Origin of the sequence: Streptomyces sp. NPDC126497 (assembly GCF_040302425.1) — a bacterium.
In the GTDB taxonomy this organism is placed as follows: domain Bacteria; phylum Actinomycetota; class Actinomycetes; order Streptomycetales; family Streptomycetaceae; genus Streptomyces.
On the sequence record NZ_JBEORT010000056.1, the window covers coordinates 14,956 to 32,816 of the forward strand.

Below are 17,861 nucleotides of genomic sequence, written 5' to 3' on the forward strand. Positions count from 1 at the left end.
GGCGCCCACGGGGTGCCTCCCAGGCCCTCGAAGGCACGGGGAGGAGGCAGGACTGCCCGCGGTCGACGGCGGACTCAGCCCCGCTTCTCGGCGACGGCCGTCGCCTCCGCCTTCTCGGCCCCGGACCCCTCGGACTCCTCCGGGAAGTCCACGCGGCCCATGTGGCGGTTCATGGACTTCATCAGGGCCCACACCGCCAGAGCCATCACCGCGAACACGATGAACCCGAGAACACCGGGGGTCACCTTGTCCTCGTCGAGCTCCTTGGCCAGGGGCACCAGGTGGGTCATTGCCAGGCTTGCGCTTGCGCTCATGTCAGGCATTGTCCCGGATGCCCGCGAAGAGGTCGTCCTCGGGGAGGGAGGTATCGACGAGCGACTTCGCCAGCTCGTACTCCTCGGTGGGCCAGACCTCCTTCTGGAGGTCCATCGGCACCCGGAACCAGCCCCCGTCGGGATCGATCTGCGTCGCGTGCGCGATCAGCGCCTTGTCGCGGATCTCGAAGAAGTCGGCGCACGGCACGTGCGTGGTGAGCGTGCGCTCCTTGCGCTCGGACTCGCTCCAGCGCTTCAGCCAGTCCCCGTACGGCGACTCCATGCCGCGGTCCAGCATCGCGTGGTGCAGCGCCTCGGTGCGGGGGCGGTTGAATCCCTGGTTGTAGTAGAGCTTCAGCGGCTGGTACGCCGGGCCGTACTCGCCCTCCGGGTACTTCGCGGTGTCCGCCGCGCCCTCGAACGCCACCATCGTGATCTTGTGGGTCATGATGTGGTCGGGGTGCGGGTAGCCGCCGTTCTCGTCGTAGGTGGTGATCACCTGGGGACGGAAGGCGCGGATCCTGCGCACCAGCTCACCGGCGGCCTTGTCGACGTCCTCCAGGGCGAAGCAGCCCTCCGGCAGCGGCGGCAGCGGGTCGCCCTCGGGCAGCCCGGAGTCGACGAAGCCGAGCCACTCCTGCTTCACCCCCAGGATCTCCCGGGCCTCGTCCATCTCCTTCCTGCGCACCTCGTGGATGTGCTCCTCGAGGTACGCGTCGCCCTGCAGCTTCGGGTTGAGGATGGAGCCGCGCTCCCCGCCCGTGCAGGTCACCACCAGCACGTCCACCCCCTCGGACACGTACTTCGCCATGGTGGCCGCGCCCTTGCTCGACTCGTCGTCGGGGTGGGCGTGCACGGCCATCAGTCGCAGCTGGTCAGTCAAGACTCAATCCTCAAGTCGGTAGGCGCCCTCGGTGCGGCGGCGCGGTCGCAGGCTTCTATAGTGACCGAATCGGGGGACGAATAATTCCGGGGTTTTCCGCTCCGGGGCCGCCAGGGGACACCGGTCCCCTCCTGCCGAGGAGACGATCATGAGTACGCCGAGCACGCGGCTGCCCGAGGGCCGTTACGGCCGCTCCTCGGACCAGCGTGCCGACCGCACCCTCAAGGTCGTCGGCGCCGTGCTGTCGGTGCTGATGCTCGGACTGATCGGCTGGTTCGGCTACCACTACGTGGCCCAGAACGAGATCAGCGCCGAGGTGATCGGCTTCGACGTCTCCGACGACTCCGTGAAGGTGCACCTGGAGGTGCACAAGGACGCGGGGGTCGCCGGCTACTGCACGGTCCGCTCCCAGGCCGAGGACGGCGCCGAGGTGGGCCGCGCCGACTTCCGCTTCGACGAGGACGCCACGCGCGTCGACGAGGTCGTCACCCTGCGCACCACCTCCCCGGGCACCACCGCCGAGCTCGTCGGCTGCCACGCGGGCTGACGACACGGGAATACCTCACCACTGACCTGCGCTGACATGAGTCTGGTGGCTTATGTCCTCCCCCTGCGGGCAGTCAATTGTTAGGCTCGTGGTTTCGCCCGTGCCCGGAGGAACATCCTTCCGGGTAGGGCGATGCTTTGTATTTCCCAGTACCTACGAGGAGCACCTGTGACCCAGACCAGCGAGAACGTCACCTGGCTGACCCAGGAGGCGTACAACAAGCTCAAGGACGAGCTTGAGTACCTTACTGGTCCCGCGCGCACGGAGATCGCCGCCAAGATCGCCGCCGCGCGCGAGGAGGGCGACCTGCGGGAGAACGGCGGGTACCACGCGGCCAAGGAGGAGCAGGGCAAGCAGGAGCTCCGTGTGCGCCAGCTCACCCAGCTCCTCGAGAACGCCAAGGTCGGCGAGGCCCCGGCGGCCGACGGTGCCGTGGCGCCCGGCATGGTCGTCACGATCGCCTTCGACGGCGACGAGGACGACACGCTGACCTTCCTGCTCGCCTCCCGCGAGTACGCGAGCAGTGAGATCGAGACCTACTCGCCGCAGTCCCCGCTGGGCTCGGGCGTCATCGGCCACAAGGTCGGCGAGGACGCGGAGTACGAGCTGCCGAACGGCAAGAAGGCCTCGGTGAAGATCCTGGAGGCCAAGCCGTACAGCGGCTGACCTGCCCCGCGAGTCCCCGGCGGGCCCCCGGCACCCCGTGCGGTGCCGGGGGCTTCGTCATACCGCCGCCGAGCGGTACTTGCGCACGGCGAGCGTCCGGAAGAGCGCGATGATCAGGACCGAGTAGATCAGCGACGCCCACACCGGGTGCTGCATGGGCCAGGCCTCCGAGGTGGAGACCCCCGGGTTGCCGAAGAGCTCGCGGCAGGCCTGCACGGTGGCGCTGAACGGGTTCCAGTCGGCGATGTGGCGCAGCCAGGGCGTCATGTTGCCGGGGTCCACGAACGCGTTGGACACGAAGGTCACCGGGAAGAGCCAGACCAGTCCGCCGGAGGTGGCCGCCTCCGGGGTGCGCACCGACAGACCGATGAGCGCGCCGATCCAGGTGAACGCGTATCCCGCCAGCAGGAGCAGGCCGAACGCGCCGAGCACCTCGCCGGCGCTGGTGTGGGTGCGCCAGCCGACCAGGAGGGCGACGACGGCGAGCACGAGCAGGGTGAGCGCCGTCTGCACCATGTCGGCGAGGGTGCGGCCGGTGAGCACCGCGCCGCGCGCCATGGGAAGCGAGCGGAAGCGGTCGACGAGTCCCTTGTGCATGTCCTCGGCGATGCCCGCACCCGCTCCGGCGGTGGCGAAGGTGACGGTCTGCGCGAAGATGCCGGCCATCAGGAACTCGCGGTAGACCTGCGGACTCGTACTGCCGCCGATGTCCATGGAGCCGCCGAACACGTACGAGAACAGCACCACGAACATGATGGGCTGGATGAGGCCGAAGATCACCACTTCGGGGATCCGGGCCATGCGGATCAGGTTGCGTCGGGCGACGACCAGGGAGTCCCGGATCGACCGGCCGATGGGGTTGCCGGGGGCCGTGCCCCGTACGGCGTCGGTGACGGCGCTCATTTCGCGGTCTCCTCGGTGTCCTCGCCCTCGGCCCCGGCCTCCGCGACACGGCCGGTGAGGGAGAGGAAGACGTCGTCGAGGGTGGGGCGGCGCAGACCGATGTCGTCGATCTCGATGCCGTCGGTGTCGAGGTCGCGGATGATCTCGGCGAGGAGTTTCGCGCCGCCGGAGACCGGTGTGGTGATCTTGCGCATGTGCTCCTCGACCGTGGTGTCGCCCCGGCCGGCGCCGCGCAGGCTGTACTTGTCGAGGAGGGCCGAAGCGGTCCGGACGTGCTCGCGGTCGTGCACCACGACCTCGACGCGCTCGCCGCCGGTGCGGGCCTTGAGCTGGTCGGAGGTGCCCTGGGCGATGACCCGGCCGTGGTCGACGACCGCGATGTCGTGGGCCAGGTGGTCGGCCTCCTCCAGGTACTGGGTGGTGAGCAGCAGTGTCGTGCCGCCGGAGACGAGCTGCTTGATCACCTCCCACAGCTGCTGGCGGTTGCGCGGGTCGAGTCCGGTCGTCGGCTCGTCCATGAACATCACGGGCGGTGAGACGACCAGGGCGGCGGCGAGGTCGAGCCGGCGGCGCATGCCCCCGGAGTAGGTCTTCGCGATGCGGTCGGCGGCGTCCGCGAGGTGGAACTGCTCCAGCAGTTCGTCCGCGCGGGCCTTCGCCGCCTTCGCCTTCATCTGGTAGAGCTGTCCGACCATCTGCAGGTTCTCGCGGCCGGTCAGGTACTCGTCGACGGCGGCGAACTGGCCGGACAGGCCGATGGAGCGGCGTACGGCGTCGGGTTGTCCCAGCACGTCGAGGCCGGCCACGACCGCCCTGCCGCTGTCGGGCCGCAGCAGGGTGGTCAGGCAGCGGACGGTGGTGGTCTTGCCCGCGCCGTTCGGCCCGAGCAGGCCCAGGACGGTGCCCTCGGGGACATCGAGGTCGACGCCGTCCAACGCCCGTACGTTCCCGAAGGTCTTCACTAAGCCCTCGGCATAGATGGCGCCTGGCATATGAGTCTCCACGTCGTCGTGATCCTCCGGAAAGCCTAGGTTTGCGCGCGGCGGCGCGCTGAGGTTTTCCGCCGGGCGGGGGCGGCGGGGCACACGGCGGACCACCTCCGGCCACGAGACACACCATAACGCGATGTATCGCGTGTCACAACGGGATGGCCCGAAGGAGTGACGACCCCGCCGCGCGTCAGCCGATGACCGTGTGACCGGCCTCGCGCAGGGCCCGGTCGACCTCCGCGCAGTGCGCCGGTCCCTTGGTCTCCAGGTGCAGCTCGACCTCCGCCTCGGTGAGCCCGAGCCGCGGGTCGGTCCGTACGTGACGCACGTCGAGGACGTTGGCGTCGGCCGCCGACAACGCGCCCAGGAGCGACGCGAGCGCGCCCGGCCGGTCCGTCAGGCGCAGCCGTACGGCCAGGTAGCGGCCCTGCGCCGCCATGCCGTGCCGCAACACCCGCTCCATCAGCACCGGATCCACGTTGCCGCCGGACAGCACCGCGACGACCGGCCCCTCGAAGGCGCCGGGCCGGCTCAGCAGCGCCGCGACGGGGCTCGCCCCGGCCGGCTCGACGACCAGCTTGGCCCGCTCCAGGCACAGCAGCAGCGCGGCCGACAGCTCGTCCTCGGTGACCGTGCACACCTCGTCCACCAGCTCGCCGACGATCCCGAACGGCACGTCGCCGGGCCGCCCCACCCTGATCCCGTCGGCCATCGTCGCCGGGTCGCGCACCGACACCGGACGCCCGGCCGCGAGCGAGGGCGGGTACGCCGCCGCGCCCGCCGCCTGCACGCCGACGATCCGCACATCGGGCCGCGTCGCCTTCACCGCGACCGCGATCCCGGCCGCCAGCCCGCCCCCGCCGACCCCGACGACGATCGTGCGCACCTCGGGGCACTGCTCCAGGATCTCCAGACCCACCGTGCCCTGGCCCGCGATGACGTCCGGGTGGTCGAAGGGGTGGATGAAGACCGCGCCCGTCCGGTGCGCGTACTCCGTCGCCGCGGCCAGCGTCTCGTCGACCACCTGCCCGTGCAGGCGCACCTCGGCGCCGTACTCCCGGGTCGCGCTGATCTTCGGCAGCGGGGCGCCCCTCGGCATGAACACCGTGGACCGCACCCCGAGCAGCGACGACGCCAGCGCGACGCCCTGCGCGTGGTTGCCGGCGCTCGCCGCGACGACGCCGGCGGCCCGCTCCTCGGGCAGCAGCCCGGCGATCCGGACGTACGCGCCGCGCAGCTTGAACGACCCCGTCCGCTGCAGGTTCTCGCACTTCAGGTGCACCGGCGCGCCCACCCGCCGGGACAGGTGCCTGCTGCCCTCCAGCGCGGTCGTCCGGGCCACGCCCGACAGCATCCTCCGGGCGCCGCGCACGTCGTCGAGGGTGACGGTCCGCAGGGATTCGGCCGTGCTGTGACTCATGACTCCAGCATCGCAGTTCGCCGACCGCGCCGACCGGTGTGACCAACCCGCGGACTCGGCTTTGCGCAGCGCCGGTACGGGCCGCCGTCCGGCCGCGTACCCTGTCCCCCAATTAGCAGCCCTCCACGAAGTGAGCCCCCGGCCATGCCCACACCACCTGATATGTCGATGGACATGAGGACGGACCCGACGGCCGTCGGCGACCCGGGTCTCCTCGACACGCTGCAGCACGAGGTGGCGTTGTTCGCCCGCCGTGCCGAACAGACGCGGCTCGGCGGAGTCGGCCAGGTGCGCAACTCGATGGACCGTGCCGCGTACCTGCTGCTCAACCGCCTCGCCAAGGAAGGCCCCATGGGCGTCAAGGCGCTCGCCGCGAGCATGGGCATCGACTCCTCGACGGTCACCCGGCAGGTCGCCCCGCTCGTGGAGACCGGCCTGGTCAAGCGGACCTCGCACCCCGAGGACGGACGCGCGGTGGTGCTCCAGCTGTCCCCGCGCGGACAGTCCCGCCTGGAGGAAGTGCGCTCCTCACGCCGCCAGTTGATGGCCGAGCTGACCCAGGACTGGGACCCGGGGGAGCGCGAGGCGTTCTGCGCGCTCCTGTCACGCTTCAACGGCGCGCTGTCCGCGCGGATGTCCGCGCAGGGGACCTCGGAGGGCGAGCCGGCCTCCTGACCTCCGTCCCCGGGCGGGCCGGTGCGGCCCCGCCCGGTGGGACCGGTTCCTCCGGCGTGCGGGGGAGCGGGGGCCGGGGCGGGAAACCGGGGTCCGTCCGCACGTGCACGTCTCTTGACCGGGGGACGCCCCCTGGCCTGATATGAGAGCCGAAGGCTCTCACGGGCGACGGGAGGCGCGGTTGCACCCACGGCACACGTCCCAGGACGGCCTCCGCGCCCGCGAGTTCGAGGTCTACGTCGCGGGCGCGGGCACCCGGCTGCTGCGCACCGCGACGCTGCTCACCGCCGAGACCCCCGACGACAATCCGCACGCGCGGCACCTGCTGACCCTGGCCCTGGCCCACACGTACGCGAGCTGGGACCGGCTGCACGGCGGGGACCCCTACGCCCACACCCGCCAGTACCTGGCGACCCGCTTCGCGAACGGCGCCTGGCGCCGGCGCGGCGCACTGCTGCGCCCCCGCTCCCGCGCCCTCCTCGGAGGCCCACTGGCCCGGCTCACCCCGCAGGAACGCCTGGTCCTGGTACTGCGGCTCCACGAGGGGGTCGCCGAGGAACAGACGGCAGCGCTGCTCGGCCTGCCCGCGGAACGCGTGCGCGCCGTCCTCACCCGCGCGACGACCGCCGTACTGCGCCCGCCGCCGAGGCCGGCGCCCGCGGTGGGCGGCGCCGAGGCGGTGCCGTCGTGAACCGGATGAAACGCGAGGCGGCCGTGCGGCGGATGCTGGAGCAGCCGCCGCCGTCCCTGCCTCCCGGGCTCCACGCGGAGGCGGCGCGCCGTGGGGCCCGCATCCTGCGCCGCCGGGCGCTCACCCGCCGCGCGATGTGGCTGCTGGCGCTGGCGGCGGCCGCGGCCTTCACGGTGTGGGCGCTGACGGCCCGCCCGTGGGTGGAACCGCCGTCGGAGACGACCCCACCGCTCACGGGCTGGTGACGGTCACCGTCCGAGCGCCTGCTGGAGGTCTTCGAGCAGGTCGTCGACGTTCTCGATGCCCACGGAGAGACGCACCAGGTCGGCGGGGACCTCGAGCGCCGAGCCGGCCGCGGACGCGTGCGTCATCCGCCCGGGGTGCTCGATCAGCGACTCGACGCCGCCCAGGGACTCGCCGAGCGTGAACACCCGGGCCCGGTTGCAGACCTCGACGGCCGCCTCCTCGCCGCCCTCCACGCGGAAGGAGACCATCCCGCCGAAGGCCCGCATCTGCTTGGCGGCGACCTCGTGACCGGGGTGGTCCGGCAGGCCCGGGTACAGGACGCCCGTCACGCGCGGGTGGCGGCTGAGCATGTCGACGACCTTCGTCGCGTTCTCGCTGTGCCGGTCCATGCGGACCGAGAGCGTCTTGGTGCCGCGCAGCACCAGCCAGGAGTCGAAGGGGCCGGCGACCGCGCCCATCGCGTTCTGGTGGAAGGCGAGCTCCTCGCCCAGCTCCGCGTCGCCGGTGATCAGGGCGCCGCCGACGACGTCCGAGTGGCCGCCCATGTACTTGGTCAGGGAGTGCACGACGACGTCCGCGCCGAGCGAGAGCGGCTGCTGGAGGTACGGCGTGGCGAAGGTGTTGTCGACGACGAGCCGGACGCCCGCGTCCCGGGCGACCTGGGCCACGGCGGCGATGTCGGTGACGCCGAGCAGCGGGTTGGAGGGGGTCTCCACCCAGACGGCCCTGGTCTTCGGGGTGAGGGCGGCCCGCACGGCGGCCGGGTCGCCGGTGTCGGCCACCGACCACTCCACGCCCCACCGGGCGACGACCTTGGCGAAGAGCCGGAACGTGCCGCCGTACGCGTCGTTCGGGATCACCACGTGGTCTCCGGGGCTGAGCAGCGTGCGCAACAGGCAGTCCTCGGCCGCCAGTCCGGACGCGAACGCGAGGCCGCGGCGGCCGCCCTCCAGGGCGGCGAGGTTCTCCTCCAGCGCGGTCCTGGTCGGATTGGCGCTGCGGCTGTACTCGTAGCCGCCGCGCAGTCCGCCGACGCCGTCCTGCTTGTAGGTGGACACCTGGTAGATCGGCGGGACGACCGCGCCCGTCAGGGGGTCGGCGGTGTTGCCCGCGTGGATCGCGAGCGTCTCGAAGTGCTGACTGATGTGCCTGTCGCTCATGAGCACCGAGGGTAGTGCGCCCGCGGGGCGGATGAGGGACGCGGAGCGGGCGGGGCGGGTGGCGCGGGCGGACGCCGGGGGTTTTCCCCAGGGCCCGGCACCGGGTTGGCCAATTGTCGGCGCGGTCTGGTTCGCTTGGTGACATGGAGATTCTCTGGGTCCTGATCGCGCTCGTCATGCTCGGCTTCGTGGTGGTGCCGTATCTGCGGCGCAGGCGCGGGGCGATCACGCAGGTCCCCGCCGGCCACCCGGACGCGGCGGACCCGGCGAACTACGGCTTCGCCCGCGAGGAGGAGCTGGACATCCGCATGCCGGGCCCCGACCAGGACCTGCTCGACGTGCTGGAACTGGTGCAGCGCACCCAGGACTACCGCGCGGCGCAGCAACTGCTGGCCGGCACGGGCGCGGAGGGCGAGTCGCGCTGGCAGCGCGTCCAGGCGTTCGCCGGCGCGGCCTCGCTGGAGCTGCAGCAGCGGCCCGGCGGGGCGGGCGAGGCGCCCGGCGGGCAGTGGCTGCGGGTGTGGCGGACCGAGATGCCCAAGGACGCGGGGGGAGCCGCGGTGCACGCCGAGTTCCTGGTGCAGCAGGCGTGGCGCACGGCGGCGCCCGGGACGGACGAGTTCCGGATCATCATGGAGGAGGCGAGGACGGCGTGCGGCGAGGCCGCACTGCTGGCCCCCGGTGACCCGGTCCCGTACCTCGTGGAACTGTCGGTGGCCCGTGGACTGGGCTACTCCCGGCAGGACTTCGAGCAGGTCTGGCTGAAGATCCTGGACCGCGCCCCGGCCCACATGGGGGCGCACCTGGCCGCGCTGCACTACTGGTGCGAGAAGTGGCACGGCTCGCGTCAGGAGGCGTACGCGTTCGCGGAGGCCGCGGCGGCGCGGGCGCCCCAGGGCTCCCTCCTCGCCGCCCTGCCGCTCTTCGCGGTGTTCGAGCACCTGCCCGAGGTGAACCTGGTCGCCGGTTTCTACCAGAGCGAGACCGTCACCAGGGCGGTCCACGGCGCGCTGCACGCGGTGCACTCGGCCCGCCCCGGTGACCCGATGTCGGCGCACGTGCGGCACCTGCTGGTCTTCTTCCTGGTCCGCGGCGAGCGCTGGGCGGAGGCCATGAGCCAGCTCGTACACGTCGACGGCCACGTGGGCGCCCTGCCGTGGACCCTCTCCCCCGACCCGGCCGCCGAGTTCGCCGTCTACCGCGCCCTGGCGGTGGCCGGTTACGAGGCGAACGGCGGCAGCCCCGCGACGCTGCCGCACTGAGCGTCGGCGGCCGGGAAGGCGGCGAGGGTCAGATCGTCGCCGTGTCGATGACGAAGCGGTAGCGGACGTCGCTGTCCAGGACGCGCTCGTACGCCTCGTTGATCTCCGCCGCGCCGATCAGCTCGATCTCGGCGCCGATGCCGTGCGCGGCGCAGAAGTCCAGCATCTCCTGGGTCTCGGCGATGCCGCCGATCATCGACCCGGCGAGGGTCTTGCCGCCGCCGATCACCGAGAAGAGGTTGAGAGCGACCGGCTCCTCGGGGGCGCCCACGTTCGCCAGTGTGCCCTCCGTCCTCAGCAGGGACAGGTAGGCGCCGAGGTCCAGCGGGGCCGACACGGTCGACACGATCAGGTCGAAGGCGCCGCGCAGCTCCTCGAAGGTCTTCGGGTCGCTGGTGGCCCGGTAGTGGTCGGCCCCCAGCTTGAGGCCGTCGTCCTTCTTGCGCAGGGACTGCGACAGCACCGTCACCTCGGCACCCAGCGCGTGCGCGATCTTGACCCCCAGGTGGCCGAGGCCGCCCATGCCGAGGATCGCGACCTTCTTGCCCGGGCCGGCGCCCCAGCGCTTCAGCGGGGAGTAGGTGGTGATGCCGGCGCAGAGCAGGGGCGCGGCGACGTCGAGGGCCAGCCCGTCGGGGATGCGGAGGACGTAGTTCTCGTCGACGACGATCGACTGCGCGTAGCCGCCGTAGGTGGGCTCGCCGTTCCTGTCCAGGGCGTTGTAGGTGCCGACCATGCCGACGGCGCAGTACTGCTCCCGGCCGGCCCTGCAGTTGTCGCACTCGCGGCAGGAGTCGACCATGCAGCCGACGCCGACGCGGTCGCCCACCCGGTAGCGGGTGACGCCGGGGCCCACCTCGGACACCACGCCGGCGATCTCGTGGCCGGGGACCATCGGGAAGATCGCCTCGCCCCAGCCCTCACGGGCCTGGTGGATGTCGGAGTGGCAGATGCCGGCGAACTTGATGTCGATCAACACGTCGTGCTCGCCCACCTCGCGCCGCTCGATGGTCGTCCGCTCCAGCGGAGCCTTGGCGGCGGGGGCGGCGTACGCGGCGACAGTGCTCATACCGGGGTTCTCCTCGTGTGGTCGTGCGCCCGGCCCCCTTCCGTCCGGCCGGGCACGGCCACCAGCCTGCGGCGCCGTCCGGGATTCACCCAGCCCACCCCTGTGCCTACGTTGGCCGTGCGTACCACTGGCGGGGACAGGATGTCGTGCGTACGACCGGGAATACTGGAGTCATGGACGAGCAGTACACCCACCCGGCCGGCCCCGCGGGCGGCGGCCTCGACCCGCGGGCGGAGCTCAGCGAGTTCCTGCGCACCCGGCGGGCCCGGCTGAAGCCGGAGGACGTGGGCCTGCCGGACTTCGGACGGCACCGCCGGGTGCCGGGCCTGCGCCGCGAGGAGCTGGCGCAGCTCGCCGGGGTGTCCGTGGCGTACTACACGCGCCTGGAGCAGGGCAACGGGCGGAACGTGTCGGCGGAGGTGCTGGACTCGATCGCGCGCGCCCTGCGCCTCACCGACGCCGAGCGGTCGCACCTCACGCACCTGGCGAAGCCGAAGCGGCAGAAGCGCAAGCAGACGCCCCGGGCCCGGCAGGTCCGTCCCGCGCTGCGGCACCTGCTGGAGTCGATGGACGCGGTCCCGGCGTACGTGGTGGGCCGGCGCTCGGAGATCCTCGCCTGGAACCGGATGGCGGCGGCGGTCTTCGGGGACTGGGGGAAGATCCCGGCGCAGGAGCGGAACTGGGCGCGGCTGGTGTTCCTGGACCCGGACCACCGGGAGCTGTTCGTGGAGTGGGAGCAGAAGGCGTACGACATGGTCGCCTACCTCCGCATGGACGCGGGGCTCCACCCGGACGACCCGCAGCTGTCCTCGCTGGTCGGCGAGCTCTCCGTGAAGAGCGAGGAGTTCCGCAGGCTGTGGGCGGCGCACGACGTCAAGGAGAAGAGCCACGGCGTCAAGCGCGTCCGGCATCCGCTGGTCGGTGAGCTGACGCTGCTGTGGGAGTCGTTCCGTCCGGCCGGCGACGACAGCGGGCAGTCGCTGGTCACGTACTTCGCGGAGCCGGATTCGCCGTCGGCGGAGGCGCTGAGGCTGCTGTGCAGCTGGGGTACGGACGCCAGGCGGGCGGGGGCGGACGCCACGTCGACCTGAGGCCGGGCGGGACCCGTTCCGGTCCTTCCGCGCGCCGGGCGCGCGACGGCGGACGCGGAACGGCCCGCCGGGGAGCGGCGCTCCCGGCGGGCCGTCCGTTCACGGACTACTTGCCGTAGTACGCGTTGTAGATCGAGATCGTCGACTTGTTGCCCTTCTTGTCGGCGATCTTGGCGCGGAAGGAGATCGCCTTCCCCTTCGACGGGTTCTTGAAGGTGATCCCGCCCTTCTTGACCGTGCTCTTCTTCCAGGTCTTGCCGTAGTCGTACGACACGTACACCGACAGGGACTTGAGGTTCTTGCCCTTGGCGGAGCCCTCGACGGTGACCGGGACGGTGACCTTCTTGCCGGCCGTCACCTTGCTGTCCAGGCCGGTGGTCGCGTTGAAGCGGACCGTGGAGGCGGGCAGCTGCGTGAAGTCGGTGGTCTTCTTGGAACGGAAGGTCCAGCTCGCGTCGATCCGCGTGGAGGCGGCGGCGACCTTGGCGCTGCGCTTGACCGAGGTGGTCAGCTTGTAGGAGGCGTCCGCGGACGGGACCTTGAACTCCTCACCGCCGAACAGCGGGTCGTCGTTCGAGCCGACCTTCTTGCCGTTGCGGTAGAGGCTGGTGGTGGCCGAGGTGTAGACCGAGGAGCCCACGTGGCCCTTGCCGTCGGCGAACAGCGGGAGCATCCCGGTGATGCTGTTGCCGTCCCGGAAGATGCCGTCCTCGGAGGTGAGGCGCGGCCCGAAGACGGCCGTGTTCACGGTCTCCCGGTACGTCTTGCCGGCCTTGTAACCCTTCGCGCCACCGAGGAAGTACCCGGCCTCGAAGACCGGCCAGCCCTCCGCGTCGACGCCGCCCTGCTGCTCGAAGTCGAGGTCCCACTTGACCCCGTTCGAGGTGGACAGGTGCAGCGTGCGGGTGCCGGGCAGGTTCTGCGCCTGGCCGAACGAGGAGGCGCCGCTGCTCACGGGCAGCACGCCGAAGGCGTTGACGACACCCTTCTTGCCGCTCGCCGCGGCGCCCATGCCGACCTTCACCGTGGCGAACTCGCCCGCCTTGTAGTTCCGGGTGTACCCGGTGGCGAGGTTCTTCACCTTGGCGCCGATGACGGTGCTGTACTGCTCCTTGGCGCCCTTGCTGAAGTGGGCGTCCCACTGCTGGCTCAGCGAGCCGTCGGTGATCTGCGGGCCGAGGTGGGCGGAGCGGAAGTTGTCGTACGAGTCCAGCCACCAGCCGAAGCCGTGGGCCGAGTCGTTCGTCTCGACGGTGTAGTCGGCGGAGGCGAACTCCGGCTTGGCCGCCTTGTCCGGCACGGTGATCTTCACCGGCTTGGCCTTGCGGGCGTCCACGGTGATCGTCGTGTTCTTGGCGACGTTCAGCTTGGGCTGGGCGATCCAGTCGGCGCCCTGGTAGTCCTCCGGGTCGGAGCCGACCAGGATGCTGGTGTCCAGGACGTAACCGCCCTTGGGCACGCGGACGGTGACGGTGCCGTCGGCGTCGTAGGGCTGGTGCCAGCGGTCGGCGCCGAGACCGGAGATGCCGTACAGGCCGGCGACGTAGTTGGCGGCCGGCTTGCCCGCGCGGTCGAGGAACTTCAGGGTCACGTCGTACGACTCGACCTCGCGCTGCACCGCGGCCGCCGTGCGCACGGTCTGCCCGCCGCCGGTGGCGACCACGTACGCCGAGTAGGCGCCGTCGAGCGTGCCGCCGAGCCGGGTGTCGACCGTGGCGTCCACGGAGGCCTTGCCGCCCGCGGGGACGGTGACCGTGGTGGCGCCCAGGGTGAAGAAGCCGGCCGGGGCCGCCTTGCCCTTGGGGCCGGTGGCGGTCGACGTCAGCGTGAGGGTGACGTCCTGGGTGCCGAGGTTGCGGTAGGTGAGCTGCTGGGTGACCGGCTTGTCGTCGGTGTGCGGCCACTGCTGGACGCCGAAGCTCAGCGACACCGGGTCGGCGATCACGGTCTGCTTGATCGCCTTGTCGACCTGGACGCGGCCCGAGCCCTGCTCGAACGGCGTGTACCTGCCGTCCTTGGTGGAGCCGGTGAGCGCGCCCTTCAGCTCGGTGTAGGTCCACTCCGGGTGCTGCTGCTTGAGGATCGCCGCCGCGCCCGCGACGTGCGGGGTCGCCATCGACGTGCCGGAGATGGTCATGTAGCCGGCCGGCTTCTCGCCGACCTCCTCGGCGATGTCGTTGCCCTTCGCCGAGGCGGCCGTGACGTCCACGCCGGGAGCGGTGACGTCCGGCTTGATGGCGCCGTCGCCGACGCGCGGGCCGGTGGAGGAGAAGTCGGCGAGCTTGTCCTTGTCGTCGACGGCGCCGACGGTGAGGGCGGCGTCCGCGCTGCCGGGCGAACCGACCGACTGCGGGCCCTCGTTGCCGGCCGCGACGGCGAACAGGACGCCCTTCTCGGCGGACAGCTTGTTGACCGCCGCCTCCAGCGGGTCGACCTCGGGCGTGTCACCGGCGCCCAGGCTCATGTTGACGACGTCGGCGCCCTGTGCGGCCGCCCACTCCATGCCGGCGAGGATGCCGGAGTCGTCACCGTAGCCGGCGTCGTCGAGGACCTTGCCGTTGAGGATCTTCGCGCCGGGCGCGACACCCTTGTACGTGCCCTTGGACCGCGCTCCCGTACCGGCCGCGATGGACGCGACGTGGGTGCCGTGGCCGACCTTGTCGCCAGCGGTGGCCGCGGAGCTGAAGTTCTTGGACGCGGTCACCTGGCCCTTGAGGTCCGGGTGGGTGGCGTCGACACCGGTGTCCAGGACGGCGATCTTCACGCCCTTGCCGTCGTAGCCGGCCGCCCACGCCTTCGGGGTGCCGATCTGCGCCACCGACGTGTCGAGGGAGGCCTTGCGGACCCCGTCGAGCCAGACGTGGGCGATGCCGGAGGCGGTGCGGTCGCCGTCGGTGACGGCGTCCCAGAGCTCGGGCGTGTCCTCGTGCGGGGTCTGCACCGCGTCCGCGTTCAGGGACTTCAGGGTGCGGCGGACCGTGCCCGCGTCACGGACCTCGGCCTTGGCGTTCGCCGCGCCGCCCCGGTAGCCGACGATGACCTTCAGGCCCCGCTTCTGGGAACCGCGGACCGTGGCCTTGTTCAGCTCGGTGACGTCGAACAGCCGCCGGTCCAGCTTGCCGCTCGCGACCAGCCGTGCGGCGTCGGCCGGCAGCACGAGGGTGTGGCCACCGGTGCGGCGGACCTGCACGGGTATGTGCTCACGGCCCTCGGCCCGCTCCAGGCCGACCACGCGGCCCTTGGCGTCCACGGCGACCCGGTCTCCCGTGATCAGCGTGATCCGGTGCTTGGCCTTCGACGCGGACGCCCCCGTCGAGGAGTCGGCGGCCGCGCGCTCCCCGTTCGCCGACGCCGGGCCGGCCATGCCCGCCGCGAGCGCCACGGCGGTCGCCGTGGCGATCGTGGCCGCGCACGCTCTCTTCACTTGTCTGCGCAAGGTTCCCCCTAGCGGTGTCCCCGGGCGAACTCGCCGTCACCCGGTCGGGGGTGGTCTCGTACGCGTGCGCGCACCCCCCGGAGCACGCAGTATGCCGAGGGGTGATCAAGCGTCTCAAGGGACACCGGAAAGGGTGCCGAAGTCGACGGGCCGCTGTAACGCTTCCGCCGGGACTCCGTTACACAACCGCGTGGTTGGCCCCTCCCCCCGGTCGGGCCCGGGGGTTCTCCCGCACGGTGATCCGGCCCTTGCGGATCGTCGCCAGACGCGGGGCCGCCTTCGCGATCGCCGAGTCGTGGGTGACCATGACGAAGGTCAGCCCCAGCTCCTCCCACATGCGGATGAGCACGTCCATGATCTCGTCGCGCATGGACTCGTCGAGGTTTCCGGTGGGTTCGTCGGCGAGCAGCACCTTCGGCTCCTTCACCAGCGCCCGCGCGATGGCCACGCGCTGCTGCTGGCCGCCGGACATCTCGCCGGGCAGGTGCCCGAGCCGCTCGCCCAGACCGACCGACGTCAGCGCCTCGGCGGCCTTCTCCCGGCGCTCCTTGGCCTTCACGCCGAGCGGGACGAGCGCGGTCTCGACGTTCTCCTGCGCGGTGAGCGTGGGGATCAGGTTGAACGACTGGAAGACGAAGCCGATGCTCTCGCTGCGCACCCGGGTGAGCCGGGCCTCGGACAGCCCTGCCAGGTCGGTGCCGTCCAGGACGACCTCGCCGGAGCTGGGCCGGTCGAGGCCGCCGAGCATCTGCAGCAGCGTGGACTTCCCGCCGCCGGTGGGGCCCTGGATGACGAGCCGGTCGCCGTCGGGGATGGTCAGGTCGATTCCGTCGAGGGCGTTGACGGTCTCCTTGCCGCGCGTGTAGCGCCGGGTGACGCCTCTGAGTTCGTACATGGGTCTGCTCCTGGATCGCGTACGGGGGGGTGGGGCCCGTCCGCCCGGGCGGGCCCCGGGGCCGGTGCCGGGCGGGTGTTACCCGACGCGGCGGAGCGCGTCGGCCGGCCGCAACCGGGAGGCGCGCCAGCCGCCGAAGGCGCCGGCGACGAGACCGCCGGCCACGGCGAGGCCGACCGCGAGGGCGAGGGTGGTGAGGCTGACCGGCGCGGTGAGCGCGACGTCGAGGGTCTTGGCGGCGGCCTGCCGTCCGGGGCCGCCCGGGCCACCGCCGGGTCCGCCCATGCCGCCGCCACCACCGCCGAGCTGGGCCTGCAGGGTGGGGCCGACGGCGGTGACCGCGTAGGCGCCCGCCAGGCCGAGCACGATGCCGAGGGCGCCGCCGATCAGGCCCTGGACCATGGACTCGCCGACCACCTGCCGGGTCACCCGGCCGGACGTCCAGCCCAGCGCCTTGAGGGTGCCGAACTCGCGCACCCGGCGGGAGACGGCGGAGGAGGTGAGCAGACCCGCGACGAGGAAGGCGGCCACGAGCACCACGACCGACAGCCACCTGCCGACGCCGGCGGCGAGCGAGGAGGCGGTGGACAGGGAGCCGGAGACGGTGTCCGCGAGGTCGGCGGAGGTCGTGACGGTCGTACCGGAGATGTTCTTCCGGATCCCGGACTTGACGCTGTCGATCCGCTGGGAGTCGGTCGCCCTGACGTAGATCGTGGTGACCTTGTCCTCGGCGTCGGCGAGGGTCTGCGCCTGCTTCAGCGGCAGGTAGAGGTTGGCCGCCGCGTCCCCGCTGGTGGCGGTGGCGATGCCGATGACCTTGTATCCGGTGCCCTTGACGGTGACGGTGTCACCGGTCCCGATCTCCTTCTCCTTGGCGTAGGCGGAGTCGGCGACGGCGACCTTCGCGTCGGTCTCGGTCGTCCTGAAGGTGCGTCCGTCGGTGATCTCGGAGGAGGTCAGCGGGCCGAGGGCGGGCTCGGTGACGTCGGTGCCGTAGACGGAGTAGCTGTTGACGTCGAAGGTGGCGCCGCCGCCCTCGACCCGGCCCTGCGGGGAGGACTGGCCGCCACCGGGGCCGCCGCCCTGACCGCCCTCGGCGTCCTGGCCGTCCTGCTGGAACTGACCCCGCGTGAACTCGCCGCTCACCTTCATGACCTGGAGGCTCAGTCCGCCGACCGCGTCGGCGACGCCGTCCTGCTCGCCGACCTCGGCCACGGTGGAGCCCGCCAGGGTCTGGAAGCCCTGCACCATGACGCGGTCGCTGCTCTGCTCCTCGCCGGAGTCGTCGTCCCGGGCGTCGAACCGGAACCGGGGGCGTTCGCCGGTGCTCTGGGCCTCCGCGGCCTTGGTGACCGTCATGTCCGTGCCGAGCCCGTACAGGGACTGCAGGACCTTCTCCTGCGCCCTGCTCATCCCGGAGGACACGGAGTTGACCACGATGACCAGCGCGATGCCGAGCGCGAGCCCGGAGGCGACGACGAGGGCCGCCTTTCTGCGGCGGCGCAGCTCGCGCCTCAGGTAGGTGAAGAACATGGCCGCAAGCTAGGGACACCGGGTGATGAAGTGATAAGCGCCCCCTGAGAGCCCGATGAGAAGGCCGATGCCGCCGCCCGC

Annotated in this window: 17 protein-coding genes; 7 read left to right on the plus strand and 10 right to left on the minus strand. The window is 71.9% G+C overall.

All coding sequences use genetic code 11. The features are described from left to right. Positions 1-74: 74 nt before the first annotated feature. A complete protein-coding gene (locus ABTY20_RS22285; protein WP_351998765.1) occupies positions 75-323 on the minus strand; it encodes a hypothetical protein in 249 nt (82 codons plus the stop codon). Further along, positions 316-1,197 carry a mycothiol conjugate amidase Mca gene (mca, locus tag ABTY20_RS22290; RefSeq protein WP_351998766.1) on the minus strand — a complete coding sequence of 294 codons (882 nt, stop codon included), beginning with the start codon at positions 1,195-1,197 and terminating at the stop codon, positions 316-318. The genes ABTY20_RS22285 and mca overlap by 8 nt, the downstream gene beginning before the upstream one ends. 148 nt (positions 1,198-1,345) lie before the next feature. On the opposite strand from mca, the gene ABTY20_RS22295 reads away from it, so the two are divergent. Beyond that, entirely contained in the window at positions 1,346-1,744 is a 399-nt protein-coding gene (locus ABTY20_RS22295; protein WP_351998767.1) for a DUF4307 domain-containing protein, read from the plus strand. 168 nt (positions 1,745-1,912) lie between these two features. Further along, a complete protein-coding gene (gene greA, locus ABTY20_RS22300) occupies positions 1,913-2,410 on the plus strand; it encodes a transcription elongation factor GreA (RefSeq protein ID WP_351998768.1) in 498 nt (165 codons plus the stop codon). A gap of 57 nt (positions 2,411-2,467) precedes the next feature. On the opposite strand, the gene ABTY20_RS22305 is transcribed toward greA, so the two are convergent. The 3 genes from ABTY20_RS22305 to ilvA form a co-directional block, all read right to left on the minus strand. Further along, positions 2,468-3,313, minus strand: a complete 846-nt coding sequence (locus ABTY20_RS22305; protein ID WP_351998769.1) for an ABC transporter permease — start codon at positions 3,311-3,313, stop codon at positions 2,468-2,470. Beyond that, the gene (locus ABTY20_RS22310; RefSeq protein WP_351998770.1) at positions 3,310-4,305 is read right to left on the minus strand and encodes an ATP-binding cassette domain-containing protein; all 996 of its coding nucleotides are present in this window, start codon (positions 4,303-4,305) and stop codon (positions 3,310-3,312) included. Before ABTY20_RS22310 ends, ABTY20_RS22305 begins: the two co-directional genes overlap by 4 nt. Before the next feature lie 187 nt (positions 4,306-4,492). Continuing rightward, positions 4,493-5,722, minus strand: coding sequence for a threonine ammonia-lyase (gene ilvA, locus ABTY20_RS22315; protein WP_351998771.1), 1,230 nt, complete (start codon positions 5,720-5,722; stop codon positions 4,493-4,495). Positions 5,723-5,884: 162 nt separating this feature from the next. Between ilvA and ABTY20_RS22320 the strand changes: the two genes are divergently transcribed. From ABTY20_RS22320 to ABTY20_RS22330, 3 genes are all read left to right on the plus strand, one after another. After that, the gene (locus ABTY20_RS22320; RefSeq protein WP_351998772.1) at positions 5,885-6,397 is read left to right on the plus strand and encodes a MarR family winged helix-turn-helix transcriptional regulator; all 513 of its coding nucleotides are present in this window, start codon (positions 5,885-5,887) and stop codon (positions 6,395-6,397) included. A 181-nt stretch (positions 6,398-6,578) separates the two neighbouring features. After that, entirely contained in the window at positions 6,579-7,088 is a 510-nt protein-coding gene (locus ABTY20_RS22325; RefSeq protein ID WP_351998773.1) for a sigma factor-like helix-turn-helix DNA-binding protein, read from the plus strand. Next, a complete protein-coding gene (locus ABTY20_RS22330; RefSeq protein ID WP_351998774.1) occupies positions 7,085-7,333 on the plus strand; it encodes a hypothetical protein in 249 nt (82 codons plus the stop codon). Before ABTY20_RS22325 ends, ABTY20_RS22330 begins: the two co-directional genes overlap by 4 nt. Positions 7,334-7,336: 3 nt before the next feature. Here ABTY20_RS22330 and ABTY20_RS22335 read toward each other — a convergent pair whose 3' ends face one another. Next, positions 7,337-8,494: a cystathionine gamma-synthase gene (locus ABTY20_RS22335; RefSeq protein WP_351998775.1), complete on the minus strand. Its 1,158-nt coding sequence runs from the start codon at positions 8,492-8,494 to the stop codon at positions 7,337-7,339. Positions 8,495-8,637: 143 nt separating this feature from the next. On the opposite strand from ABTY20_RS22335, the gene ABTY20_RS22340 reads away from it, so the two are divergent. Then, positions 8,638-9,756 carry a hypothetical protein gene (locus tag ABTY20_RS22340; protein WP_351998776.1) on the plus strand — a complete coding sequence of 373 codons (1,119 nt, stop codon included), beginning with the start codon at positions 8,638-8,640 and terminating at the stop codon, positions 9,754-9,756. 28 nt (positions 9,757-9,784) lie between these two features. On the opposite strand, the gene ABTY20_RS22345 is transcribed toward ABTY20_RS22340, so the two are convergent. Next, positions 9,785-10,825: an NAD(P)-dependent alcohol dehydrogenase gene (locus ABTY20_RS22345; RefSeq protein ID WP_351998777.1), complete on the minus strand. Its 1,041-nt coding sequence runs from the start codon at positions 10,823-10,825 to the stop codon at positions 9,785-9,787. A gap of 173 nt (positions 10,826-10,998) precedes the next feature. Between ABTY20_RS22345 and ABTY20_RS22350 the strand changes: the two genes are divergently transcribed. Beyond that, positions 10,999-11,916 (plus strand): helix-turn-helix domain-containing protein, encoded by a 918-nt coding sequence (locus tag ABTY20_RS22350; RefSeq protein ID WP_351998778.1) that lies wholly within the window; start codon positions 10,999-11,001, stop codon positions 11,914-11,916. A gap of 106 nt (positions 11,917-12,022) precedes the next feature. On the opposite strand, the gene ABTY20_RS22355 is transcribed toward ABTY20_RS22350, so the two are convergent. From ABTY20_RS22355 to ABTY20_RS22365, 3 genes are all read right to left on the minus strand, one after another. After that, positions 12,023-15,340 (minus strand): S8 family peptidase, encoded by a 3,318-nt coding sequence (locus ABTY20_RS22355; RefSeq protein WP_351998779.1) that lies wholly within the window; start codon positions 15,338-15,340, stop codon positions 12,023-12,025. A 190-nt stretch (positions 15,341-15,530) separates the two neighbouring features. Then, positions 15,531-16,247, minus strand: a complete 717-nt coding sequence (locus tag ABTY20_RS22360; protein ID WP_351998780.1) for an ABC transporter ATP-binding protein — start codon at positions 16,245-16,247, stop codon at positions 15,531-15,533. Between the two features lie 78 nt (positions 16,248-16,325). Then, the gene (locus ABTY20_RS22365) at positions 16,326-17,780 is read right to left on the minus strand and encodes an ABC transporter permease (protein WP_351998781.1); all 1,455 of its coding nucleotides are present in this window, start codon (positions 17,778-17,780) and stop codon (positions 16,326-16,328) included. Positions 17,781-17,861: the final 81 nt, after the last annotated feature.